The organism is Streptomyces sp. NPDC085460 (assembly GCF_044541975.1).
Classification (GTDB): domain Bacteria; phylum Actinomycetota; class Actinomycetes; order Streptomycetales; family Streptomycetaceae; genus Streptomyces.
Map to the genome: position 1 here is coordinate 464,605 of NZ_JBITTO010000003.1, position 19,067 is coordinate 483,671.

The 19,067-nt window shown below is 71.0% G+C and carries 11 protein-coding genes; 3 read left to right on the forward strand and 8 right to left on the reverse strand.

All coding sequences use genetic code 11. The features are described 5' to 3' along the window. Positions 1-19 precede the first annotated feature (19 nt). From ACIGHB_RS10010 to ACIGHB_RS10020, 3 genes are all read right to left on the reverse strand, one after another. Complete coding sequence (locus ACIGHB_RS10010; RefSeq protein ID WP_399911247.1) at positions 20-1,714, reverse strand: protein kinase family protein; 1,695 nt, start codon at positions 1,712-1,714, stop codon at positions 20-22. 117 nt (positions 1,715-1,831) lie between these two features. Further along, positions 1,832-4,207 carry a murein biosynthesis integral membrane protein MurJ gene (murJ, locus tag ACIGHB_RS10015; RefSeq protein ID WP_399911250.1) on the reverse strand — a complete coding sequence of 792 codons (2,376 nt, stop codon included), beginning with the start codon at positions 4,205-4,207 and terminating at the stop codon, positions 1,832-1,834. A 45-nt stretch (positions 4,208-4,252) separates the two neighbouring features. Next, a complete protein-coding gene (locus ACIGHB_RS10020) occupies positions 4,253-6,676 on the reverse strand; it encodes a DUF6049 family protein (protein ID WP_399911253.1) in 2,424 nt (807 codons plus the stop codon). Between the two features lie 236 nt (positions 6,677-6,912). On the opposite strand from ACIGHB_RS10020, the gene ACIGHB_RS10025 reads away from it, so the two are divergent. Beyond that, entirely contained in the window at positions 6,913-8,355 is a 1,443-nt protein-coding gene (locus tag ACIGHB_RS10025; RefSeq protein ID WP_399911256.1) for a CCA tRNA nucleotidyltransferase, read from the forward strand. Between the two features lie 72 nt (positions 8,356-8,427). On the opposite strand, the gene ACIGHB_RS10030 is transcribed toward ACIGHB_RS10025, so the two are convergent. From ACIGHB_RS10030 to ACIGHB_RS10040, 3 genes are all read right to left on the reverse strand, one after another. After that, positions 8,428-9,687 carry an MFS transporter gene (locus tag ACIGHB_RS10030; RefSeq protein WP_399911259.1) on the reverse strand — a complete coding sequence of 420 codons (1,260 nt, stop codon included), beginning with the start codon at positions 9,685-9,687 and terminating at the stop codon, positions 8,428-8,430. An 84-nt stretch (positions 9,688-9,771) separates the two neighbouring features. Then, positions 9,772-10,854, reverse strand: coding sequence for an inositol-3-phosphate synthase (locus ACIGHB_RS10035; protein WP_360307849.1), 1,083 nt, complete (start codon positions 10,852-10,854; stop codon positions 9,772-9,774). A gap of 47 nt (positions 10,855-10,901) precedes the next feature. Next, positions 10,902-11,576, reverse strand: coding sequence for a helix-turn-helix transcriptional regulator (locus ACIGHB_RS10040; protein ID WP_360307846.1), 675 nt, complete (start codon positions 11,574-11,576; stop codon positions 10,902-10,904). Positions 11,577-11,958: 382 nt separating this feature from the next. Between ACIGHB_RS10040 and ACIGHB_RS10045 the strand changes: the two genes are divergently transcribed. Both ACIGHB_RS10045 and ACIGHB_RS10050 read left to right on the forward strand, forming a co-directional pair. Beyond that, on the forward strand, positions 11,959-14,859 hold the full coding sequence (locus tag ACIGHB_RS10045; RefSeq protein WP_399911263.1) for a transglycosylase domain-containing protein: 2,901 nt from the start codon (positions 11,959-11,961) through the stop codon (positions 14,857-14,859). Between the two features lie 233 nt (positions 14,860-15,092). After that, positions 15,093-16,655 carry a glycosyltransferase 87 family protein gene (locus ACIGHB_RS10050; RefSeq protein ID WP_360307840.1) on the forward strand — a complete coding sequence of 521 codons (1,563 nt, stop codon included), beginning with the start codon at positions 15,093-15,095 and terminating at the stop codon, positions 16,653-16,655. 49 nt (positions 16,656-16,704) lie between these two features. Here the strand turns inward: ACIGHB_RS10050 and ACIGHB_RS10055 are convergent, their stop codons facing one another. Both ACIGHB_RS10055 and ACIGHB_RS10060 read right to left on the reverse strand, forming a co-directional pair. Then, the gene (locus ACIGHB_RS10055) at positions 16,705-17,736 is read right to left on the reverse strand and encodes an alanine racemase (RefSeq protein WP_360307837.1); all 1,032 of its coding nucleotides are present in this window, start codon (positions 17,734-17,736) and stop codon (positions 16,705-16,707) included. A gap of 96 nt (positions 17,737-17,832) precedes the next feature. Beyond that, positions 17,833-18,951 carry a peptidoglycan bridge formation glycyltransferase FemA/FemB family protein gene (locus ACIGHB_RS10060; RefSeq protein ID WP_360307834.1) on the reverse strand — a complete coding sequence of 373 codons (1,119 nt, stop codon included), beginning with the start codon at positions 18,949-18,951 and terminating at the stop codon, positions 17,833-17,835. Between the last annotated feature and the right edge of the window lie 116 nt (positions 18,952-19,067).

Below are 19,067 nucleotides of genomic sequence, written 5' to 3' on the forward strand. Positions count from 1 at the left end.
GCCCCCTCCCCTGTCGTCGTCAGCCCATGACCTTGACTTCGCTCAGCTGGCCCCGGTACTTGCCCTCGACGAGGGGGAGCTCCGTCAGCCAGACCAGAACGTAGCGGGTCGTGACCGGTTTGGGCAGCTCCACCTTCACGTCGGTGCCGGCCTTGGACGCCTGGGTGGTGAACCCCTCCGCCGTGGACGGCGCCGAGGAAGCGTCCTCGGGCGCCGTGCGGATCTCCACGGCGGTGTGTCCGACGAACGTGAGGTCGACCTCGCGGACCTTCTGGGCCGACCCCAGATCCAGGACGATCCCGACGCCGCTCTTCAGGTTGGCGAAGCCCGCACCCCAGTAGTTCTTGGTGTGCCAGAACGTGCTCGGGTCGCCGTCGTAGGCGTTCGCCACGGCCTCGGGGTACTCCTCGCCGTTGCCCCCGGGGGGCGGGTCGAAGTCATCGGCCGACGCGATGGTCAGCGGCTTCGGCGGTTCGGGCTTCTCCTCGGCCTGCGGCGCCGGGGCCGGATTGTTGGTCGTCGGGTTGTCGCGCGGCAGGAGCCGGTCCGCGATCTGCCAGCTGCCGAGGCCCAGGGCGGCGATCAGCAGCGCGCCCACGGCCCACTTCAGCGCCTTGCCCGTGCGGCTCTCCAGCGGCGCCGGCGGGACCGGGAGCGGCTGGGTGGCCATCGGGCGCGGCTGGGGGCGCCCGTACGTCCCCTGCTGGTACGTGGTGCGCTGGTACTCGGCGGGGGCCGGGAACTCCGGCTCCGGCGGCTTGACGCGGGGCATCGCCGCGACGGCCTTGGCGAGCTCGTCCGGCGTGGTGCACGGCGGCTCCTGCCGGGAGGCGGTGGCCCCGTCGTTGGCCAGGGCGCGCATGGCGATCTCGGAGAGGCCCCGGTGGACGCCGGCGCGGACCTGGTCCGGTGGGATCAGGCCGACGCCCTTGGGCAGCCCGGAGAGACCGTAGGCGTCGTTCTCGTACGGCCAGCGCTGGGTGAGCGACGCGTACAGGAGCGCGCCGACGGCCTCCGTGTCGGCGCGCTGCGGGCGCTCGGCGGTGATGCCGCGCAGGGCGGCGTTCACGGCGAGACCGCGGATGCGGTACTGACCGGTGGAGCTGCGCAGGATGGCGCTCGGGGTGAGCCGCAGGTGCGCCAGGCCCTCGCGGTGCGCGGCGGCCATGGCCTGGGAGACCTGGGTGACGAGCTGGTAGGCGTCGTGGGCCTGGAGCGGGCCGTCCGCGAGGAGCGCGGTCAGCTCGGTGGTGTCGGGGAGCCACTCGTGGACGACGTAGACCAGGTCGTTCTCCTCGACGGCGTCGAGGACCTGGACGAACCGGGGGTCGCCGAGGAGGGCCGCCGAACGGGCGGCGGCCAGGACGGAGCGGGCGCGTGGATGGTCGGCCGGCAGCAGGTGCACGCCGACGGCCCGCCGCAGCTTCTCGTCGACGGCACGCCAGCTGCTGAAGCCGTCCAGACGGGTGACGCACTCCTCCAGCCGGTAGCGCCGGGCCAGTTTGTGACCGCTGTGCAGTTCGGGTGCTGTGAGCGAGGGCTGTTCGCCGTTCTTCCGTTCGTCCGCCTTCTGCTCGGGGGCCCCGCTGGGCTCCTCCGCCGTCTTCCGCTCTTCCGCCACCCCGTCGGTCGCGGCCGTGTCCGCCTGCGCGGTCAGCGGGTCGTCACCGCTGTTGTCGGCCACGTCGACGGCAGCCGTGCTACGTTCCGCCACCGTCGTTCCTGCCTCCCCATCCGTTGCGCCACATCCAACAGCCAAGCCAATTGTGCCCACAGTCGGACGCTATGCACGACACACGGTTCCCCCCGATGGTTGTCCTGGAGGACGGGATCAGCGTCCCAGACGGCCGCGCACCATGCCGACCAGGGTGTTCAGTTCGGTGATCCGCATGCGGCGCGCGGCGACGAAGAAGACCCCGAGGAGCACCGCGCCGCCGACGACGAGGGCGACCAGCGAACCGAGGGCGCCCTCGCCGAGCAGCTTCAGCAGGCCGAAGCCGACCGCGCCGGCCAGCACCGCGGCGGGCAGCGAGGCCATGCAGAGGCGGGCGTAGGTGCGCAGGACGTGGGTGCCGTCCAGGTCGCCGCCGAGGCGCTTGCGGAGCCGGCGCCAGGCGATGCCGACGCCGACCGCGTAGGCGAGGCCGTAGGAGGCGGCCATGCCGACCACGGCCCACTGGGCGGGCAGCACGACGTAGCAGAGCGCGGAGGCCGCAGCGTTGACGGCGGCGACGATGACCGTGTTGTAGAAGGGCGTCCGGGTGTCCTCGTAGGCGTAGAAGCCGCGGAGGACGACGTACTGGACGGAGTACGGGATCAGGCCGAGGCCGAACGCCATCAGGATGAAGCCCATGCCCTGGGCGGCCTCGACGCCGCTGGAGGCGTACAGCAGGGTGCACATCGGCACGCCTAGGGCCAGGAAGGCGAAGGCGACGGGGACGATGGCGACGGCGGAGTTCCGCAGGCCCTGGGAGATGTCGTCGCGGACGGCGCCGGGGTCGTCGTCGCTGGCGGCGCGGGAGATCCGGGGCAGCAGGGCGGCCATGACGGAGACCGTGATGATGGCCTGCGGCATGCCCCAGATCAGCTGCGCGTTGGAGTACGCGAGGAAGCCGGCGCCGTTCCTGCCCGATTCCTCGCCGGCCGCGGTGGCGAGCTGGGTGACGACCAGGACGCCCGCCTGGTTGGCGAGGACGAAGAGGACGGTCCACTTCGCGAGCTTGACGGTCTTGCCGAGGCCGTGGCCCTTCCAGTCGAAGCGGGGCCGGAAGCGGAAGCCCGCCTCGCGCAGGTACGGGATCATCGCGAGAGCCTGGACGACGAGGCCGAGCAGGGTGCCGATGCCGAGGAGGCGGATGCCCTCGTCGGGGATGGTCTGCACGCCCATGTGGGACTCGGCGGAGGTGCCGTAGACCCAGATGAACAGGCCGAAGGTGATGATCATGACGATGTTGTTGAGGACCGGGGTCCACATCATCGCGCCGAACTTGCCGCGGGCGTTGAGGATCTGGCCCATCACCACGTGCACGCCCATGAAGAAGATCGTGGGCAGGCAGTAGCGGGCGAAGGTCACCGCGACGCTGTTGGCGGCGGCGTCGTCGGCGATGGTGTTCGACATCAGCCGGATCAGTACCGGCGCGGCGAAGACGGCGGCCACGACGATCAGGCCGAGCGCCACCATGACGAGGGTGAGCAGACGGTTGGCGTACGCCTCGCCGCCGTCCTCGTCGTCCTTCATCGAGCGGACGAGCTGCGGCACGAACACCGAGTTGAGGCCGCCGCCGACGGTCAGGATGTAGATCATCGTCGGCAGGGTGTACGCGACGGTGAACGTGTCGCCGAGCAGCGCGGCGCCGAGGGCGCCGGTGATGACCAGGGAGCGTACGAAGCCGGTGAGCCGGGAGACCAGCGTGCCGGCGGCCATCACGGCGCTCGACTTCAGCAGCCCGGAGGCGCGGCCGGTCTTCTTCGGCGCGGGGGCGGGCAGCGGGTCGGGCTCGGCGGCCGGGGCGGGCACCTGGCCCTGGCCCTGCTGGTCCCGGTACAGGTGGGCGAACGCGTCCTGCTCGGGCCGCTCCTCCTCGCTCGCCCGGGTCACCAGGTCGTCGACGCCGGTGAATTGGACCGTGCGGGCGTCGTCGCCGTACGGGAGGTGGCGGGAGGGGCCGTCGGGCTCGGGCGCCGGCGTGTGGGCCCAGACCCGGGGGTCGGGGGCGTGCTGGGACGCCGCCGGCTGCTGGTAGAGCGGCTGCGGTTCCTGGTACGTGCCCGGCGGGGGCGGCGGGTGGGCGGCGCGGTCGTAGAGCGCCTCGCCCACCGGGTCCTGCGCGGCCAGGTCCTGCGCCCGGTAGGGGTCGTGGGCGTAGGCGTCCTGGACGTAGGGGTCCTGGGCGTACGGGTTCTCGGGGTGGGCGGCCGGGTCGTGCGGCGGGGTGGCGTACGGGGTCGGCTGCGGGGCGGCGTACGGGCTCTGGCCGTACGCGACCTGACCGTGGGGGGCCGGCGCCTGGGGACCCTGCCCGTGCGGGCTCTGGCCGTAGGGAGCCTGCCCGTACGGGTCCTGCGGCGGGTAGGCGGACTGCTGGGGCCCCTGGCCCTCCGGCGGGGCGGGCTGCCCGTCACGCGCGGCGGGTGCCGGGGGCGTACCGCCGGACGGCGCGGCGCCGCCCGCACCCTGGCCGCGGTCAGCGTCGTACGGCGCGTTCATGGATACCCCACCTCATCGTCCCCGGCCGACCGGCCACGACATCGCTCAACGGTCCACTTTCTCACTCGGGCCCGACGGGTCGGCGCTTTCGGGGCCGGTGTCCGTGTCCGGGTCACTCGGGTGCTCGGTTCCGGCCGCCGAGTCGGCGGCGGACCGGTCGCCGTCGTGCGGGTCGTCGGAGGGCCGGTCGTCCGAGGGACCGGCCTCCGTGTCCGGCGCAGCCTCCGCCTCCGCCTCCGTCACCGCTTCCGGCTCCGTGTCGGCCTCGGCTTCGGCCTCGGCTTCCGCGGCGCGGGCCGCCAGGCGCTTGCGCTGGCTGTACATCCGGACGCCTGCGAGGACGAGGAGCAGCACACCGCCGGCGATGACCAGCATCACCGTCGGGGTCATCTCGGAGACCTTGACGGAGAAGGTCATCGGCGAGCCGTAGGGCGTGCCGTCGACGGTGTAGAGCTGCGCGGTCATCGAGACCTGGCCGTTGGCGTTGGCCGAGGCGGGGAACTTCACCGACTGGCTGTGCCCGGCGCGGACCGTGATGGGCAGCTCGGCCGAGGTCTCGCCGTCGACCTTCAGACGGGTGCCGTTGCTGGAGGTCAGCCGCAGGACCAGCCCCTCCACGTCCTGGAGCAGCTTGTTCTGCACCGTGACGGGGATGGTGGCGCTGCGGCCGGAGAGGGTGAGGTCGGACTTGTCGACGAGCAGGACGCCCTTGGTGAGCCTCTGGAGGACGTCCTCGACGTCGACCCGGTAGATCGCCGCCTCGCCCGCCCGGCCGCGCCAGGAGGTGGACATCTCGCGGTTGATCGCGTTGCCGACCGGGGGGACGACCCGGGTGGCGTCCGTGAGGATGACCTTGAAGTCGTCCAGCTCGTCGCGCGTGGTCTTCATGTCCCGGAACGCCTGCACCGGCAGCTCGCTGTCGCGGAGCTTCTTCGGGTACTGCGAGGCGCGCGGAACCGTCGTGGAGGCGTCCGGATCGGGCTTGACGGCGGCCGCGGCGACCAGGTCGAGCGGCTGGGTCCAGCGCTTGGCGCCGAGGCCGCGCACGGCGGCGGCCATCGCCTGGGCCTGGGCCACGCTCGGGCGGCGCTGCGGGGCGACCACGACGCTGCGCTGGTCCTGCGGCTGCTCCAGGGTGATCGCGAGCGTCTGGGCCAGGAACTCCTGGACGGCCAGCGTCGAGGTCTCGGCCCGGACCATGTCGCCCTGGAAGGCGGTCGACAGCTCGGCGTCGCTCACCACCGCCGTGGTCCCGCCGCCGAGGGGGCGGGCCGCGGTCGGCGTGTAGGGGAGGTCGTCGTCCTGGATGCTGTCGCTGCGGGCGATCACCTTGCGGGCGCCCGCCGAGGTCGAGACCGCCATGATCGAGGGGTCGACGGCGCCTTCGACGGGCCAGGCGAAGTCGGTGGCCGGCTGGACGTGGAGGATCGTCTCGACGGTCGACTCGGCCAGCTGCGTCGCCGACTGGAGGTGCTGCAGCGAGCCGGGGACGGCCTTGCCGTGGTGGGCGAGGGAGGCGAGGTCGGGGTCGGCGAAGGGCAGCGCGACGACCTTGCGGCCCTGGACCGCCTTCTCCAGCATGCCGAGCCAGCGCTCCGCCAGCTTCCGGTTCGCCTCGGTGCCCGCGGTGTGCCCGGTGCCGTCCTTGACGCGGTAGCCGTTGGCCATGGCGTCGACGGAGGCCAGCAGGTCCGGGTCGATCACCCAGGTGACCGGGAGGCCCTGGCCCAGGGTGACCAGCTCGTCGAGCCGACCGCCGGGACGGAGCTCCTCGGCCAGTTCGTCGTCCTGGAAGACGGGGGTCTGCTGGTCGTCCGAGGCGGTGTCGGCCGAGATGTGGGCCGAGGACATCAGCGGCCAGAGGTACGTGAGCTGGGTGCGCTTGTCGGTCGGCTCGGGCTGGTAGGGAAGGAAGGTCCGCTCGATGCCGAGGACGCGGTCGTACTGCCGGTCCGAGGTCTGCCCGGTGAGGGAGACGCCCAGCTGGTAGACGCCGCCCTCCTCGTCGAGGTCCAGCTTGGCGACCGGCACGGAGATCCGGAAGTCGCGGGTGACACCGACGTCGAGCCGGGGGATGTCGATCTCGGGGACGGCGTCCAGCGGCCGCGGATCGCTGTCGGAGCGGAAGCCCTTCCTGCGGGCGACCTGGTCGATCTCGCTGCGGCTGTCCATCCGCGGGCCGACCCGCAGGTTGACCGTGGCGTCCGTGATGGCCCGCTTGCCGCGGTTGGTCAGCGTCCCGGTGACGGTGACGGTGTCCCCCTCGACCGGGGCGCTCGGGGCGAGCGTGTCGATGGACACATCGACGGTCCGGGAGACCGGGCCCTCCTCGGCGGGCTGGGCCGACGCCGGGGGGGTCTGGAGGAGCCCGGCGAGGAGGGGCGCTCCGACGGCGATGGTGAGGGTGCGCCGCAGCCATCGGCGGGCAGGTGAGGGACCGGTTCCCTGGAAAGCTGCCGCCTCAGCCACGCGTTCGCCCGTCCTCGTCGTTGTCGGTGGTGCCCGTGATGCCAGTGGTGCCCGGTTGCTGTGTCCAGGCATGGTAACGAGGCACAGCGGGACCGAGTGCCGGGGACTCCTCCAGCCGATGACGCCGGAGAGGCCCGTTTTCACAGGAAGCCCACAGGTGCGCCGGGCCCGGAGCGGAGGGGCCGCCGGGAAAACGGGGGCGTCGGGGCGGAGCGGTGCACGTACCCTTTTCTGTTGTGCCGAACGCCAACGAAGACACCTCGACCGAACTGAGCCAGGTACAGCGCCGCGCCGTCAGCGAACTGCTGCGCGTGTCCCCTGTCGCCGACGACCTCGCACGCCGTTTCCAGGAGGCCGGATTCCGCCTCGCCCTGGTCGGCGGCTCGGTACGGGACGCCCTCCTCGGCCGGCTCGGCAACGATCTGGACTTCACCACGGACGCCCGCCCCGAGGACGTCCTGAAGATCGTCCGCCCCTGGGCCGACGCCGTCTGGGAGGTCGGGATCGCCTTCGGGACGGTCGGCTCGCAGAAGGACGGCTACCAGATCGAGGTCACGACGTACCGCTCCGAGGCGTACGACCGCACCTCCCGCAAGCCCGAGGTCTCCTACGGCGACTCCATCGACGAGGACCTCGTCCGGCGTGACTTCACCGTCAACGCGATGGCCGTGGCGCTCCCCGAGAAGGAGTTCGTCGACCCGTACGGCGGCCTGGAGGATCTCGCGGCCCGCGTGCTGCGCACCCCCGGCACGCCCGAGGAGTCCTTCTCGGACGACCCCCTGCGCATGATGCGGGCGGCCCGCTTCGCCGCCCAGCTCGACTTCGAGGTCGCCCCCGAGGTCGTCACGGCGATGACGGAGATGGCGGACCGGATCGAGATCGTCTCCGCCGAGCGCGTCCGGGACGAGCTGAACAAGCTGCTGCTCGCCGCCCACCCGCGGAAGGGCCTCGGCCTGCTCGTCGACACCGGTCTCGCCGCGCACGTCCTCCCCGAGCTGCCCGCGCTGCGGCTGGAGAGCGACGAGCACCACCGGCACAAGGACGTGTACGAGCACTCCCTGACCGTGCTGGACCAGGCGATCGACCTGGAGGAGGACGGCCCGGACCTGGTGCTGCGCCTCGCCGCGCTCCTCCACGACATCGGCAAGCCGCGTACCCGCCGCTTCGAGAAGGACGGCCGGGTCTCCTTCCACCACCACGAGGTGGTCGGCGCCAAGATGACCAAGAAGCGCATGACCGCGCTGAAGTACTCCAACGAGCTGGTCAAGGACGTCTCGCGGCTCGTGGAGCTGCACCTGCGCTTCCACGGCTACGGGACGGGCGAATGGACCGACTCGGCCGTACGCCGCTACGTCCGCGACGGCGGCCCGCTCCTCTCCCGTCTCCACAAGCTGACCCGCTCGGACTGCACCACGCGCAACAAGCGCAAGGCGTCCGCGCTCTCCCGCGCCTACGACGGCCTGGAGGACCGCATCGCCCAGCTCCAGGAGCAGGAGGAGCTGGACTCGATCCGTCCCGACCTCGACGGCAACCAGATCCAGCAGATCCTGGAGATCAAGCCGGGGCCCGCCGTCGGGCAGGCGTACAAGTTCCTGCTGGAGCTGCGCCTGGAGAACGGTCCGATGGAGTACGAGCAGGCCGTGGCCGCGCTCAAGGAGTGGTGGGCCGCGCGCGACTGACGCGCCCGTGTTTCACGTGAAACACCGGGACGGGAGCGCCGTGACGGCTCCGCCGGTGTTTCACGTGAAACATCACCTCCGGGCGCGTTCCCCGCGCAGCAGCAGCGCGATGGCCGCGTAGCCGGCCGCCACCAGTCCGATCAGCAGCGGGGAGCGCCCGTCCGGCGGCAGCATCAGGGCGGCGACCCCGGCCGCGGCCACGAAGGCGACGTTGAAGAGCACGTCGTAGAGGGAGAAGACCCGCCCCCGGAAGGCGTCGTCCACGCTCGTCTGCACCACGGTGTCGGTCGCGATCTTCGCTCCCTGGGTGATGAGCCCCAGGACGAAGGCGGCGACGAGGAAGGGCGCGGGCGCGAAGGGCAGCGCGAGCGCCGGTACGAGGACGGCGGCGGCGCCCGCGCACAGGGTCATCCAGCCGAAGGGCCCGAACCGTCCCACCGCCCAGGGCGAGAGGACCGCGGCGGCGAAGAAGCCGGCGCCGGAGGCGGCGACGGCGATGCCCAGCAGACCCAGCCCCTCGGACTCGGTGGTGCTCCAGGCGTACCGGCTGAGCATGAGGACGGTCACGAGCAGCGCGCCGTAGCAGAAGCGCATCAGCCCGACGGTGGTGAGCGCGCGGGCGGCCGGGCGGCGTTCGGAGAGATGGCGGAGCCCGGCGGCGAGGCCCCGGGCCGTGCTGACGAGCGCCGTGGCGAGCCGGGGCGGCACCTGGTCCGGGTCGGGGCCGAGCAGCGCGCGGGGGATCCGCAGCGAGGCGAGCGCGGCGCAGAGGTAGAGGACGGCGCCGAAGGCGACCACGGCCGCGTCGGACTCGTCGGCGAGAAGCCGGATGCCGAAGGCGAGTCCGCCGCCGACGGTGGCGGCGAGGGTGCCGGCGGTGGGGGAGAGCGAGTTGGCCACGACGAGCCGTTCCTCGTCGACCACCCGGGGCAGCGCGGCGGAGAGTCCCGCGAGGACGAAGCGGTTGACGGCCGTGACGGAGAGCGCCGAGGCGTAGAAGATCCAGTCCGGGACGGAGGCGAGGATCAGTACGGCGGTGCCGGCGGCGAGCAGGGCGCGGAGGAGGTTCCCGTAGAGGAAGACCTGGCGGCGCGGCCAGCGGTCGAGGAGGACTCCCGCGAAGGGGCCGACGAGGGAGTACGGGAGCAGGAGGACGGCCATGGCGGAGGCGATGGCGGCGGCGGACGCCTGTTTCTCGGGGGAGAAGACGACGTACGTGGCCAGGGCCACCTGGTAGACGCCGTCGGCGCACTGGGAGAGCAGCCGGACGGCGAGCAGGCGGCGGAAGTCGCGCAGGCGCAGCAGTACGCGCAGATCACGTACGACGGACATGGCAGCAAGACTCACATACGGCGAGGGTCCCCGGGCAGTGCCGCGGGGACCCTCGTCAGGTGAAACGCATCGGACCTCGAAGGGTCAGCGCTCGACCTCGCCCTTGATGAACTTCTCGACGTTGGCCAGGGCCTCGTCGTCGAAGTACTGCACCGGCGGGGACTTCATGAAGTACGAGGACGCGGAGAGGATCGGGCCGCCGATGCCGCGGTCCTTGGCGATCTTCGCGGCACGCAGGGCGTCGATGATGACGCCGGCCGAGTTCGGGGAGTCCCAGACCTCGAGCTTGTACTCCAGGTTGAGCGGGACGTCGCCGAAGGCGCGGCCTTCGAGGCGCACGTACGCCCACTTGCGGTCGTCCAGCCAGGCCACGTAGTCCGACGGGCCGATGTGGACGTTCTTCTCGCCCAGCTCGCGGTCCGGGATCTGCGAGGTGACGGCCTGCGTCTTGGAGATCTTCTTGGACTCCAGGCGGTCGCGCTCCAGCATGTTCTTGAAGTCCATGTTGCCGCCGACGTTGAGCTGCATGGTGCGCTCAAGACGGACACCGCGGTCCTCGAACAGCTTGGCCATCACGCGGTGCGTGATGGTCGCGCCGACCTGCGACTTGATGTCGTCGCCGACGATCGGGACACCGGCCTCGGTGAACTTGTCCGCCCACTCCTTGGTGCCGGCGATGAAGACCGGGAGGGCGTTGACGAAGGCGACCTTGGCGTCGATGGCGCACTGGGCGTAGAACTTCGCCGCGTCCTCGGAACCGACGGGCAGGTAGCAGACGAGGACGTCGACCTGGCGGTCCTTGAGGATCTGGACGACGTCGACCGGCTCCTCGGCGGACTCCTCGATGGTCTGGCGGTAGTACTTGCCGAGACCGTCGAGCGTGTGGCCGCGCTGGACCGTGACGCCCGTGTTCGGGACGTCGCAGATCTTGATGGTGTTGTTCTCGCTGGCGCCGATGGCGTCGGAGAGGTCGAGGCCGACCTTCTTCGCGTCGACGTCGAAGGCGGCGACGAAGTCGACGTCACCGACGTGGTAGTCGCCGAACTGGACGTGCATCAGGCCGGGCACCTTGGTCGCCGGGTCGGCGTCCTTGTAGTACTCGACGCCCTGCACCAGCGACGCGGCGCAGTTGCCCACGCCGACGATGGCTACGCGAACCGAACCCATTCCGGTTGCTCCCTGTGTGATCGTGGAAGCCCTGCTGGCGCAGGGTTTCACTTGGTGGTGTCATCGGACGGATCCGGCCGGGTACTGCCCCCGTGCCGGGGCAGGCCGCCCGTCTCTCCAGAATCGTTGTCGTGCGGAGCGTCGGGGCCGGGGCGCTGGTCGCGCCCCGCCCGTTCGCTCTCGATGAGCTCGTTCAGCCAGCGCACTTCGCGCTCCACGGACTCCATTCCGTGGCGCTGGAGCTCAAGCGTGTAGTCGTCGAGGCGCTCGCGCGTCCGGGCGAGGGAGGCGCGCATCTTCTCCAGGCGCTCCTCCAGCCGGCTGCGGCGGCCTTCGAGGACGCGCATCCGCACCTCGCGCTCGGTCTGGCCGAAGAACGCGAAGCGGGCGGCGAAGTGCTCGTCCTCCCAGGCGTCGGGGCCGGTGTGGGAGAGGAGCTCCTCGAAGTGCTCCTTACCTTCCGGCGTCAACCGGTAGACGATCTTGGCCCGGCGCCCTGCGAGTGACGAGGCGAGGGCCTCCTCGGGGGCGCTGCCCGGCTCCTCGATCAACCAGCCGTTGGCGACCAGCGTCTTGAGGCACGGGTAGAGCGTGCCGTAGCTGAACGCCCGGAAGATGCCGAGCGAGGTGTTGAGGCGCTTGCGCAGCTCGTAGCCGTGCATGGGGGCCTCGCGCAGCAGGCCGAGAACGGCGAATTCGAGGATGCCCGAGCGTCTGCTCATTCGTCGCCTCCTCCGTCCCGCGGTCCGCTCTCGGAAACCTTTATGCCGTGCTGATGTATCGACTCGATACATCATGACGATAGAACGGCCCGAGAGGTCCGACAAGTAGGGGTGCCGTGACCGGCGTCACATCGTCAATTCACAGCGTGCGACTTGCCTGATTTGGGGTGAACTCCGGCGCAAGAGGGGTTTTGGCCGTGCGTAGTCTGTGCGGCATGCACACCACCGGGAACCAGGCGCAGCGCTGGGGCGTCAGTGCAGCGGGTGACCGGCTGCGATACGAAAGGGGCCTTCCATGGGCTCCGGTCGTGCGCATTTCGGGGGGACCGGAACTCAACTGCCGCTTCCAGGCGTACACGCCTGCCCGAGGAGTAGTCGTTCGATGAGCGAGCATCGTCGCAGGATGCCGTCGCAGGAGCCGCCGACGGGCGGCCGTGCGGCGGCACGACGCGCCGCCCAGCAGCCGACGGGCCGCAGGTCGGCCCCGGCCCATGACACCGGTACGGGGACGCCCCCGTACGGATCGCCGGCCCCCTACGGGGCGTCCGGCGCGTACGGGGGGGCCTCGTCGTCCTCCCACGGGGAGGAAGCGCGGCCGTACGGCGGCCGCGCGGAGGCCCGGCGCGCCGCACAGCGGGGCGGTCGCCGACGCGCGCCCGCGCCCGGTCCCGGTGGACCAAACGGCCCTGGTGGCGGCGGTGGCCGTCGTGGTGGCGGCGGTGGCGGTGGCGGACGGGGCGGCGGTCCCGGTGGCCGTCCGCCGGGCAAGAAGCGGCTGATCGACTACCCGCGCCACGACAAGGACGGCTGGCGTCGCTGGATGCCGTCCTGGAGGCTCGTGACGGGTACGTTCCTGTTCTTCTGCGCGCTCCTCATGGGCGGCGCGGTCTTCGCGTACTCGCAGGTCGTCATCCCCAAGGTGGACGCGACCGCCACTTCGCAGAACAACATCTACTACTGGGCCGACGGCAGCCGCATGGTCGCCACCGGCGCCGGGCAGAACCGCCAGATCGTCGGCATCGACCAGATTCCGAAGGTCATGCAGGAAGCCGTGATCTCGGCCGAGAACAAGACGTTCCGCACGGACTGGGGCGTCGACCCGATGGGCATCGGCCGCGCCGTGTGGAACATGGCGAAGGGCGGGGAGACCCAAGGCGGCTCGACCATCACCCAGCAGTACGTGAAGAACGGTCTGCTCGCCGACCAGTCGCAGACCCTCTCCCGGAAGATGAAGGAACTCTTCATCTCCATCAAGGTCGGCAACGAGGTCGAGAAGCCCGACATCCTGGTGGGCTACCTCAACACCGCGTACTACGGCCGCGGTGCCTACGGCATCCAGGCCGCGTCCCGGGCGTACTTCAACAAGGACGCCAAGCACCTCAACGCCAGCGAGTCGGCGGTGCTCGCCTCCGTCCTCAAGGGCGCCACGTACTTCGACCCCGCCGGCTACCCCGAGGTCGACCCCAACGCCACCCCCGCGAACAACCTGGCGCGTCTCACCGAGCGCTGGAGCTGGATCCTCGACGAGATGGTCAAGGACGGGAAGATTCCGGCCGAGGAGCGGGCGAAGTACACGACCCTTCCGAAGATCCAGAAGCCGAAGCAGGACGCCCAGCTGAGCGGCCAGATCGGTTACCTGGTCGCCACCGCGAAGGCCAACTTCCGCAGCAAGTACGACATCAGCGCCGAGGCCCTGGATCTGGGCGGATACGAGATCCACACCACCTTCGACAAGAAGAAGGTGAAGGCGATGGAGGACTCGGTCAAGAAGATCTACGACGAGTACATCGACGAGAAGAAGCGTCCGGAGGACGACACCCACGTCGAGTTCGGCGGTGCCTCCGTCGACGTCAAGACCGGGAAGATCGTCGCGCTGTACGGCGGTCAGGACGCGACCAAGCACTACACCAACAACGCCGACGAGACCGGCGCCCAGGTGGGCTCGACGTTCAAGCCCTTCGTCCTCGCCGCCGCCATGAAGGACGGCGTGCGTGACCCGGAGGGAGGCGCGGAGCAGGACGCCTCCACGCGCACCCTGGTCGACCCCGACAAGAGCCGCTACAACGGCAAGGACGACCTCAAGGTCCGCGACTACAGGGGTGAGATCTGGCACAACGAGGAAGGAGAGGAGTGGAAGCAGAACAACGAGGGTGACACCAGCTACGGCAACATCAGCCTGCGCAAGGCCATGGTCGTCTCCGCCAACTCCCCCTTCGTGCAGCTCGGCATGGACGTCGGCATCGACAAGGTGCGTGACATGGCCATCTCCGCCGGTCTGCGGCCCGACTCCCTGGTGAAGGGCGAGGTCCCGTCCTTCTCGCTCGGCATCTCCAGCCCCAGCGCGATCCGCATGGCCGGCTCCTACGCCACCTTCGCCAACCAGGGCGAGCGCAACGAGCCGTACTCCGTGACCAAGGTGCTCAAGCAGGGCCAGGTCATCTACCAGCACGAGGCGGCCCCGAAGCAGGCGTTCTCCTCGGCCATCTCCTCCAACATCACCGACGTGCTCCGCAGCGTGGTCGAGGACAAGGGCGGCACCGGCAAGAACGCCGCCATCCCGGGGCGTCACGTGGCTGGCAAGACCGGTACCACCGACAAGAACAAGTCGGCCTGGTTCGTCGGCTACACCCCGCAGCTCTCGACGGCGATCGACATGTTCCGCTTCGACGACGACGAGTCGAAGAAGGGCCGCGAGTTCCTGGAGATGTACGGCACGGGTGGCCAGGACTCGATCCACGGCTCGTCCTTCCCGTCCCAGATCTGGAACGACTACATGACGGACGCCGTCGCGGACCTGCCCGTCGAGGAGTTCCCGGAGCCGGAGAAGCTGGCGGACGCCCAGGCGGTATACGGCGGTGGCGCCACGCCCAAGCCGACCCCGACCCCGACCCCGACCGAGACGGCGACGCCGACCGAGACGGCCACCACCGCTCCGACGACGACTCCCCCGCCGACGCCCACCGACACGGGCCGTCCGACCACCACGAAGCCCACGCCCGGCAAGACCACCTGCAGCATCTGGGACAGCTGGAACTGCGAGGACTCGGGCGGCGGCAACAACAACGGCGGCGGCACCGGCGGGACGACCGAACCGACACCGACCGGCACCACGGCTCCGACACCGTCGGGTACGACGACCGGCCCGGGAGGCTCCGACAGCGGCGGCGACTCCAACGGCGGTAACAACGGCGGCGGCAACAACAGCGGCGGCGGCGGCAACGGCGGCGACACCGGCGGAGAGCCCACCGAGGAAACCACCGGAGGCGGAAGCATCTTCGACTGAGGTGGCCGGTGTCCCGACCCGAGGGCGGTACACCGGCGCGGCGAGGGCCGCCACGGCCCGCTTCGTACAGCACGTGCGAAGCGGACCGCGGCGGCCCTCGGCCGTTTCACGTGAAACATGCGGGCCCCGACGGGCCGTGGCCCTCGCGTTTCACGTGAAACAAGGGGGCCCGCCGCCGTTCCCGCGTTTCCCGTACCGGTCGTGGGGCCGGATTCCCAGGGGCGTACGGCAGGATGTCACCCATGCCGAGCCTGAAGAAGACGAGCGGCCCCCTGGACGGGCCCGCGGCGCCGGACGGAGCGCACGGGGAGAAGCCCCCGACCGTCGCCCCCACCCGGCGCGACGAGGTGGCCGCCGCGGGCAGCGAACTCATCGGCGGCCGCTACGGGCGTCACTCCCTGCCGGGCAGCGGCCCCGCGGGCGGGCAGTTCACTCCGGTGCGCGTGATCGCCCTGGTGGCCATCGGCATGTTCGCCCTCGGCATGGTGCAGAAACTGCCCTGCTACAACTGGGCCTGGTTCCGGGGCACCACCTCCCAGTACACCCACGCCTGCTACTCGGACATCCCGCACCTGTTCGCCGGGCGCGGCTTCGCCGAGGGCCTGATCCCGTACTTCGACCGGCTCCCCGGCGACATACCGTTCCTGGAGTACCCCGTCCTGACCGGGCTCTTCATGGAGGTCGCGTCCTGGCTGACGCCCGGCGGCGAGCTCCAGGGCCAGGAGCAGGCGTACTGGCTGGTCAACGCCGGCCTGCTGATGGTCTGCGCGGCCGTCCTCGCCGTCTGTGTGGCCCGGACGCACCGGCACCGCCCCTGGGACGGCCTGCTGGTCGCCCTGGCGCCCTCCGTGGCCCTCACCGCCACGATCAACTGGGATCTGCTGGCCGTGGCCCTCACCGCCGCCTCGATCCTCATGTGGTCCCGCTCCCGGCCGCTCGCGGCCGGCATCCTGCTCGGTCTCGCCGTCGCCGCCAAGTTCTACCCGGTGCTCCTCCTGTGGCCCCTGCTGCTGCTCTGCGTACGGGCGGGGCGGTTGCGCGCCTTCGGCGCCGCGCTGCTCGGGGCGGTGGGGTCCTGGCTCGTGGTGAACCTGCCGGTGATGCTCCTCGCGTCCGACGGCTGGAAGCAGTTCTACCTCTTCAGCCGTGACCGGAACGTGGACTTCGGCTCCATCTGGCTGCTCGTCAGCCAGCGCGGCGGCACGGCCATTCCGCCCGACCGGGCCAACCTGTACGCGCTGCTGCTCCTGGTGCTCGCCGCCGGCGGCCTCGCCTGGCTGGCCTTCGCCGCGCCGCGCCGGCCCCGGCTCGCCCAGCTGGCGTTCCTGATGGTCGCCGCGTTCGTCCTCACGAACAAGGTCTATTCACCGCAGTACGTGCTGTGGCTGGTGCCGCTCGCCGCCCTCGCCCGGCCACGCTGGCGTGACTTCCTGATCTGGCAGTCCTGCGAGGTGCTGTACTTCCTCGGGATCTGGATGTACCTCGCGTTCACCGGCAGCGGCAGCAAGCAGGGGCTGCCTCTCGACGGCTACCACTTCGTGGTCGTCCTGCACCTGCTGGGCACGCTGTACCTCTGCGTCATGGTCGTGCGGGACGTTCTGGCGCCCGAGAAAGACCCGGTCCGGCGCGACGGCTCGGACGACCCCTCGGGCGGCGTCCTGGACGGCACCCCGGACGTCTTCGTCGCGGGCAGGGCGGCGCATCCGGCCCGGCACGCGGCCCCGACGCCGGAGACCGGCGCTCAGGAGATGCTGGTGACATGGGGAACCCCCGGGGCCCAGGGCTCCCGGGGGTGACCGCGGCGCGCGGCCGTACGGCGTGTGACCGTACGGCCGGCCCGTCGCCTCAGCGCTCGACGATCCGGTCGTACTGCGTCGTGGTGTGGCGCAGGTGCGCGGTCAGCTCGTCGCCGACCTGAGGCTCCTGCGCGTCGGCCGGCACGAAGAGGATCGAGACCTGCATGTGCGGCGGCTCGGCGAACCAGCGCTGCTTGCCCGCCCACACGAACGGCGACAGATTGCGGTTCACCGTGGCCAGACCGGCCCGGGCCACGCCCTTGGCGCGCGGCATCACGCCGTGCATCGCCTTCGGGGCCTCCAGGCCCACGCCGTGCGAGGTGCCGCCGGCGACGACGACCAGCCAGCCGTCCGAGGCGGCCTTCTGCTGGCGGTAGCCGAAGCGGTCGCCCTTGGCGACCCGGGTGACGTCGAGGACCGAACCGCGGTACTCGGTGGCCTCGTGGTCGCCCAGCCAGAGCCGGGTGCCGATCCGGGCGCGGAAGCGGGTCTGCGGGAACTGCTGCTGGAGCCGGGCCTGCTCCTCGGCCCGCAGATGGCTCACGAACATGGTGTGCAGCGGCAGCCGGGCGGCCCGCAGCCGGTCCATCCAGGAGATGACCTCCTCGACGGCGTCCGTGCCGTCCGGGCGGTCGAGCGGCAGGTGCAGGGCGAAGCCCTCCAGACGCACGTCCTCGATCGCGGAGGCGAGCAGCGCGAGTTCCTCCTCGCGGACGCCGTGCCGCTTCATGGAGCTCATGACCTCGATGACGACACGCGCGCCGACCAGGGCGTGCACGCCGTCCACGGAGGAGACGGAGCGGATCACCCGGTCGGGCAGCGGCACCGGCTCCTCGCCGCGCCGGAACGGCGTCAGGACCAGCAGGTCACCGCCGAACCAGTCCTTGATCTTCGCGGCTTCGTACGTGGTCCCCACCGCGAGCATGTCGGCTCCGAACCGGGCCGCCTCCTCGGCGAGCCGCTCGTGGCCGAAGCCGTAGCCGTTGCCCTTGCAGACCGGGATCAGACCGGGGAACTGGTCGATCACGGTCTTCTGGTGCGCCCGCCAGCGAGCGGTGTCGACGTAGAGGGAGAGCGCCATGGCCGGCCCGGAACCTTTCTGATGGCTGCGGTGGGGTGTCGGAGATGTGTACGAAACCCGCGGAACTACGAGGGTACGCAAGCCCCGCGGGGAGCGTCAGCGGCGCGACATGTAGATGTCGAGCGCCTTGTGCAGGAGCTTGTTCAGCGGGAAGTCCCATTCGCCGACGTACTCCACGGCCTCGCCGCCCGTGCCGACCTTGAACTGGATCAGGCCGAAGAGGTGGTCGGTCTCGTCGAGCGAGTCGGAGATGCCGCGCAGGTCGTAGACGGTCGCGCCCATCGCGTACGCGTCGCGGAGCATCCGCCACTGCATGGCGTTGGACGGGCGGACCTCGCGGCCGATGTTGTCGGAGGCGCCGTACGAGTACCAGACGTGCCCGCCGACGACGAGCATCGTCGCCGCGGAGAGGTTCACGCCGTTGTGGCGGGCGAAGTAGAGGCGCATCCGGTTGGGGTCCTCGCTGTTGAGGACGTTCCACATGCGCTGGAAGTACGAGAGCGGGCGCGGCCGGAACTTGTCGCGGACCGCGGTGATCTCGTACAGGCGCTGCCACTCGGCGAGGTCCTCGTAGCCGCCCTGGACGACCTCGACGCCGGCCTTCTCGGCCTTCTTGATGTTGCGGCGCCACAGCTGGTTGAAGCCCTTGAGGACGTCGTCCAGGGAGCGGTTGGCCAGCGGGACCTGGAAGACGTAGCGGGGCTGCACGTCGCCGAAGCCGGCGCCGCCGTCCTCGGCCTGCTGCCAGCCCATCCGGCGCAGCCGGTCGGCGACCTCGAAGGCGCGCGGCTCGACGACCGTGGCCTGGACGTCCTTGAGGCGCTTGACGTCCGGGTCCTGGATGCCGGACTTGATCGCGGCCGCGTCCCAGCGGCGGATGACGACCGGCGGGCCCATCTTCACGGAGAAGGCGCCCTGCTGCTTGAGGTGGGCCAGCATCGGCTGGAGCCACTCGTCGAGGTTGGGGGCGTGCCAGTTGATGACCGGGCCCTCGGGGAGGTAGGCCAGGTAGCGCTTGAGCTTGGGCAGCTGCCGGTAGAGCACCAGGCCGACGCCGACGAGCTCGCCGTTCTTGTCGAACCAGCCGAGGTTCTCCGAGCGCCACTCGGTCTTCACGTCCGCCCACGCCGGGACCTGGCAGTGGCTCGCGCCGGGCAGGGTCTGGATGTACGCCAGATGCTGCTCTCGGCTGATGGTCCTCAGGGTCAGGCTCATGCGGGGCGCTCCTCGGCAGGTGTGTCCCCATCGGTCAGGGGCTCCGGCTCTCGCGCCGAAGCCTACTGCGACCGAGGAGCGCCCCGGAGGGCCGCGGTGGCCCTGACGTGCTCGGC

Bases quoted from the DNA above. Each gene is read 5' to 3' on its own strand.
- murJ (WP_399911250.1), bottom strand. From the start codon at position 4,207: ATGAACGCGCCGTACGACGCTGACCGCGGCCAGGGTGCGGGCGGCGCC.
- ACIGHB_RS10030 (WP_399911259.1), bottom strand. From the start codon at position 9,687: ATGTCCGTCGTACGTGATCTGCGCGTACTGCTGCGCCTGCGCGACTTC.
- ACIGHB_RS10035 (WP_360307849.1), bottom strand. From the start codon at position 10,854: ATGGGTTCGGTTCGCGTAGCCATCGTCGGCGTGGGCAACTGCGCCGCG.
- ACIGHB_RS10040 (WP_360307846.1), bottom strand. From the start codon at position 11,576: ATGAGCAGACGCTCGGGCATCCTCGAATTCGCCGTTCTCGGCCTGCTG.
- ACIGHB_RS10045 (WP_399911263.1), top strand. From the start codon at position 11,959: ATGAGCGAGCATCGTCGCAGGATGCCGTCGCAGGAGCCGCCGACGGGC.
- ACIGHB_RS10050 (WP_360307840.1), top strand. From the start codon at position 15,093: ATGTCACCCATGCCGAGCCTGAAGAAGACGAGCGGCCCCCTGGACGGG.
- ACIGHB_RS10055 (WP_360307837.1), bottom strand. From the start codon at position 17,736: ATGGCGCTCTCCCTCTACGTCGACACCGCTCGCTGGCGGGCGCACCAG.
- ACIGHB_RS10060 (WP_360307834.1), bottom strand. From the start codon at position 18,951: ATGAGCCTGACCCTGAGGACCATCAGCCGAGAGCAGCATCTGGCGTAC.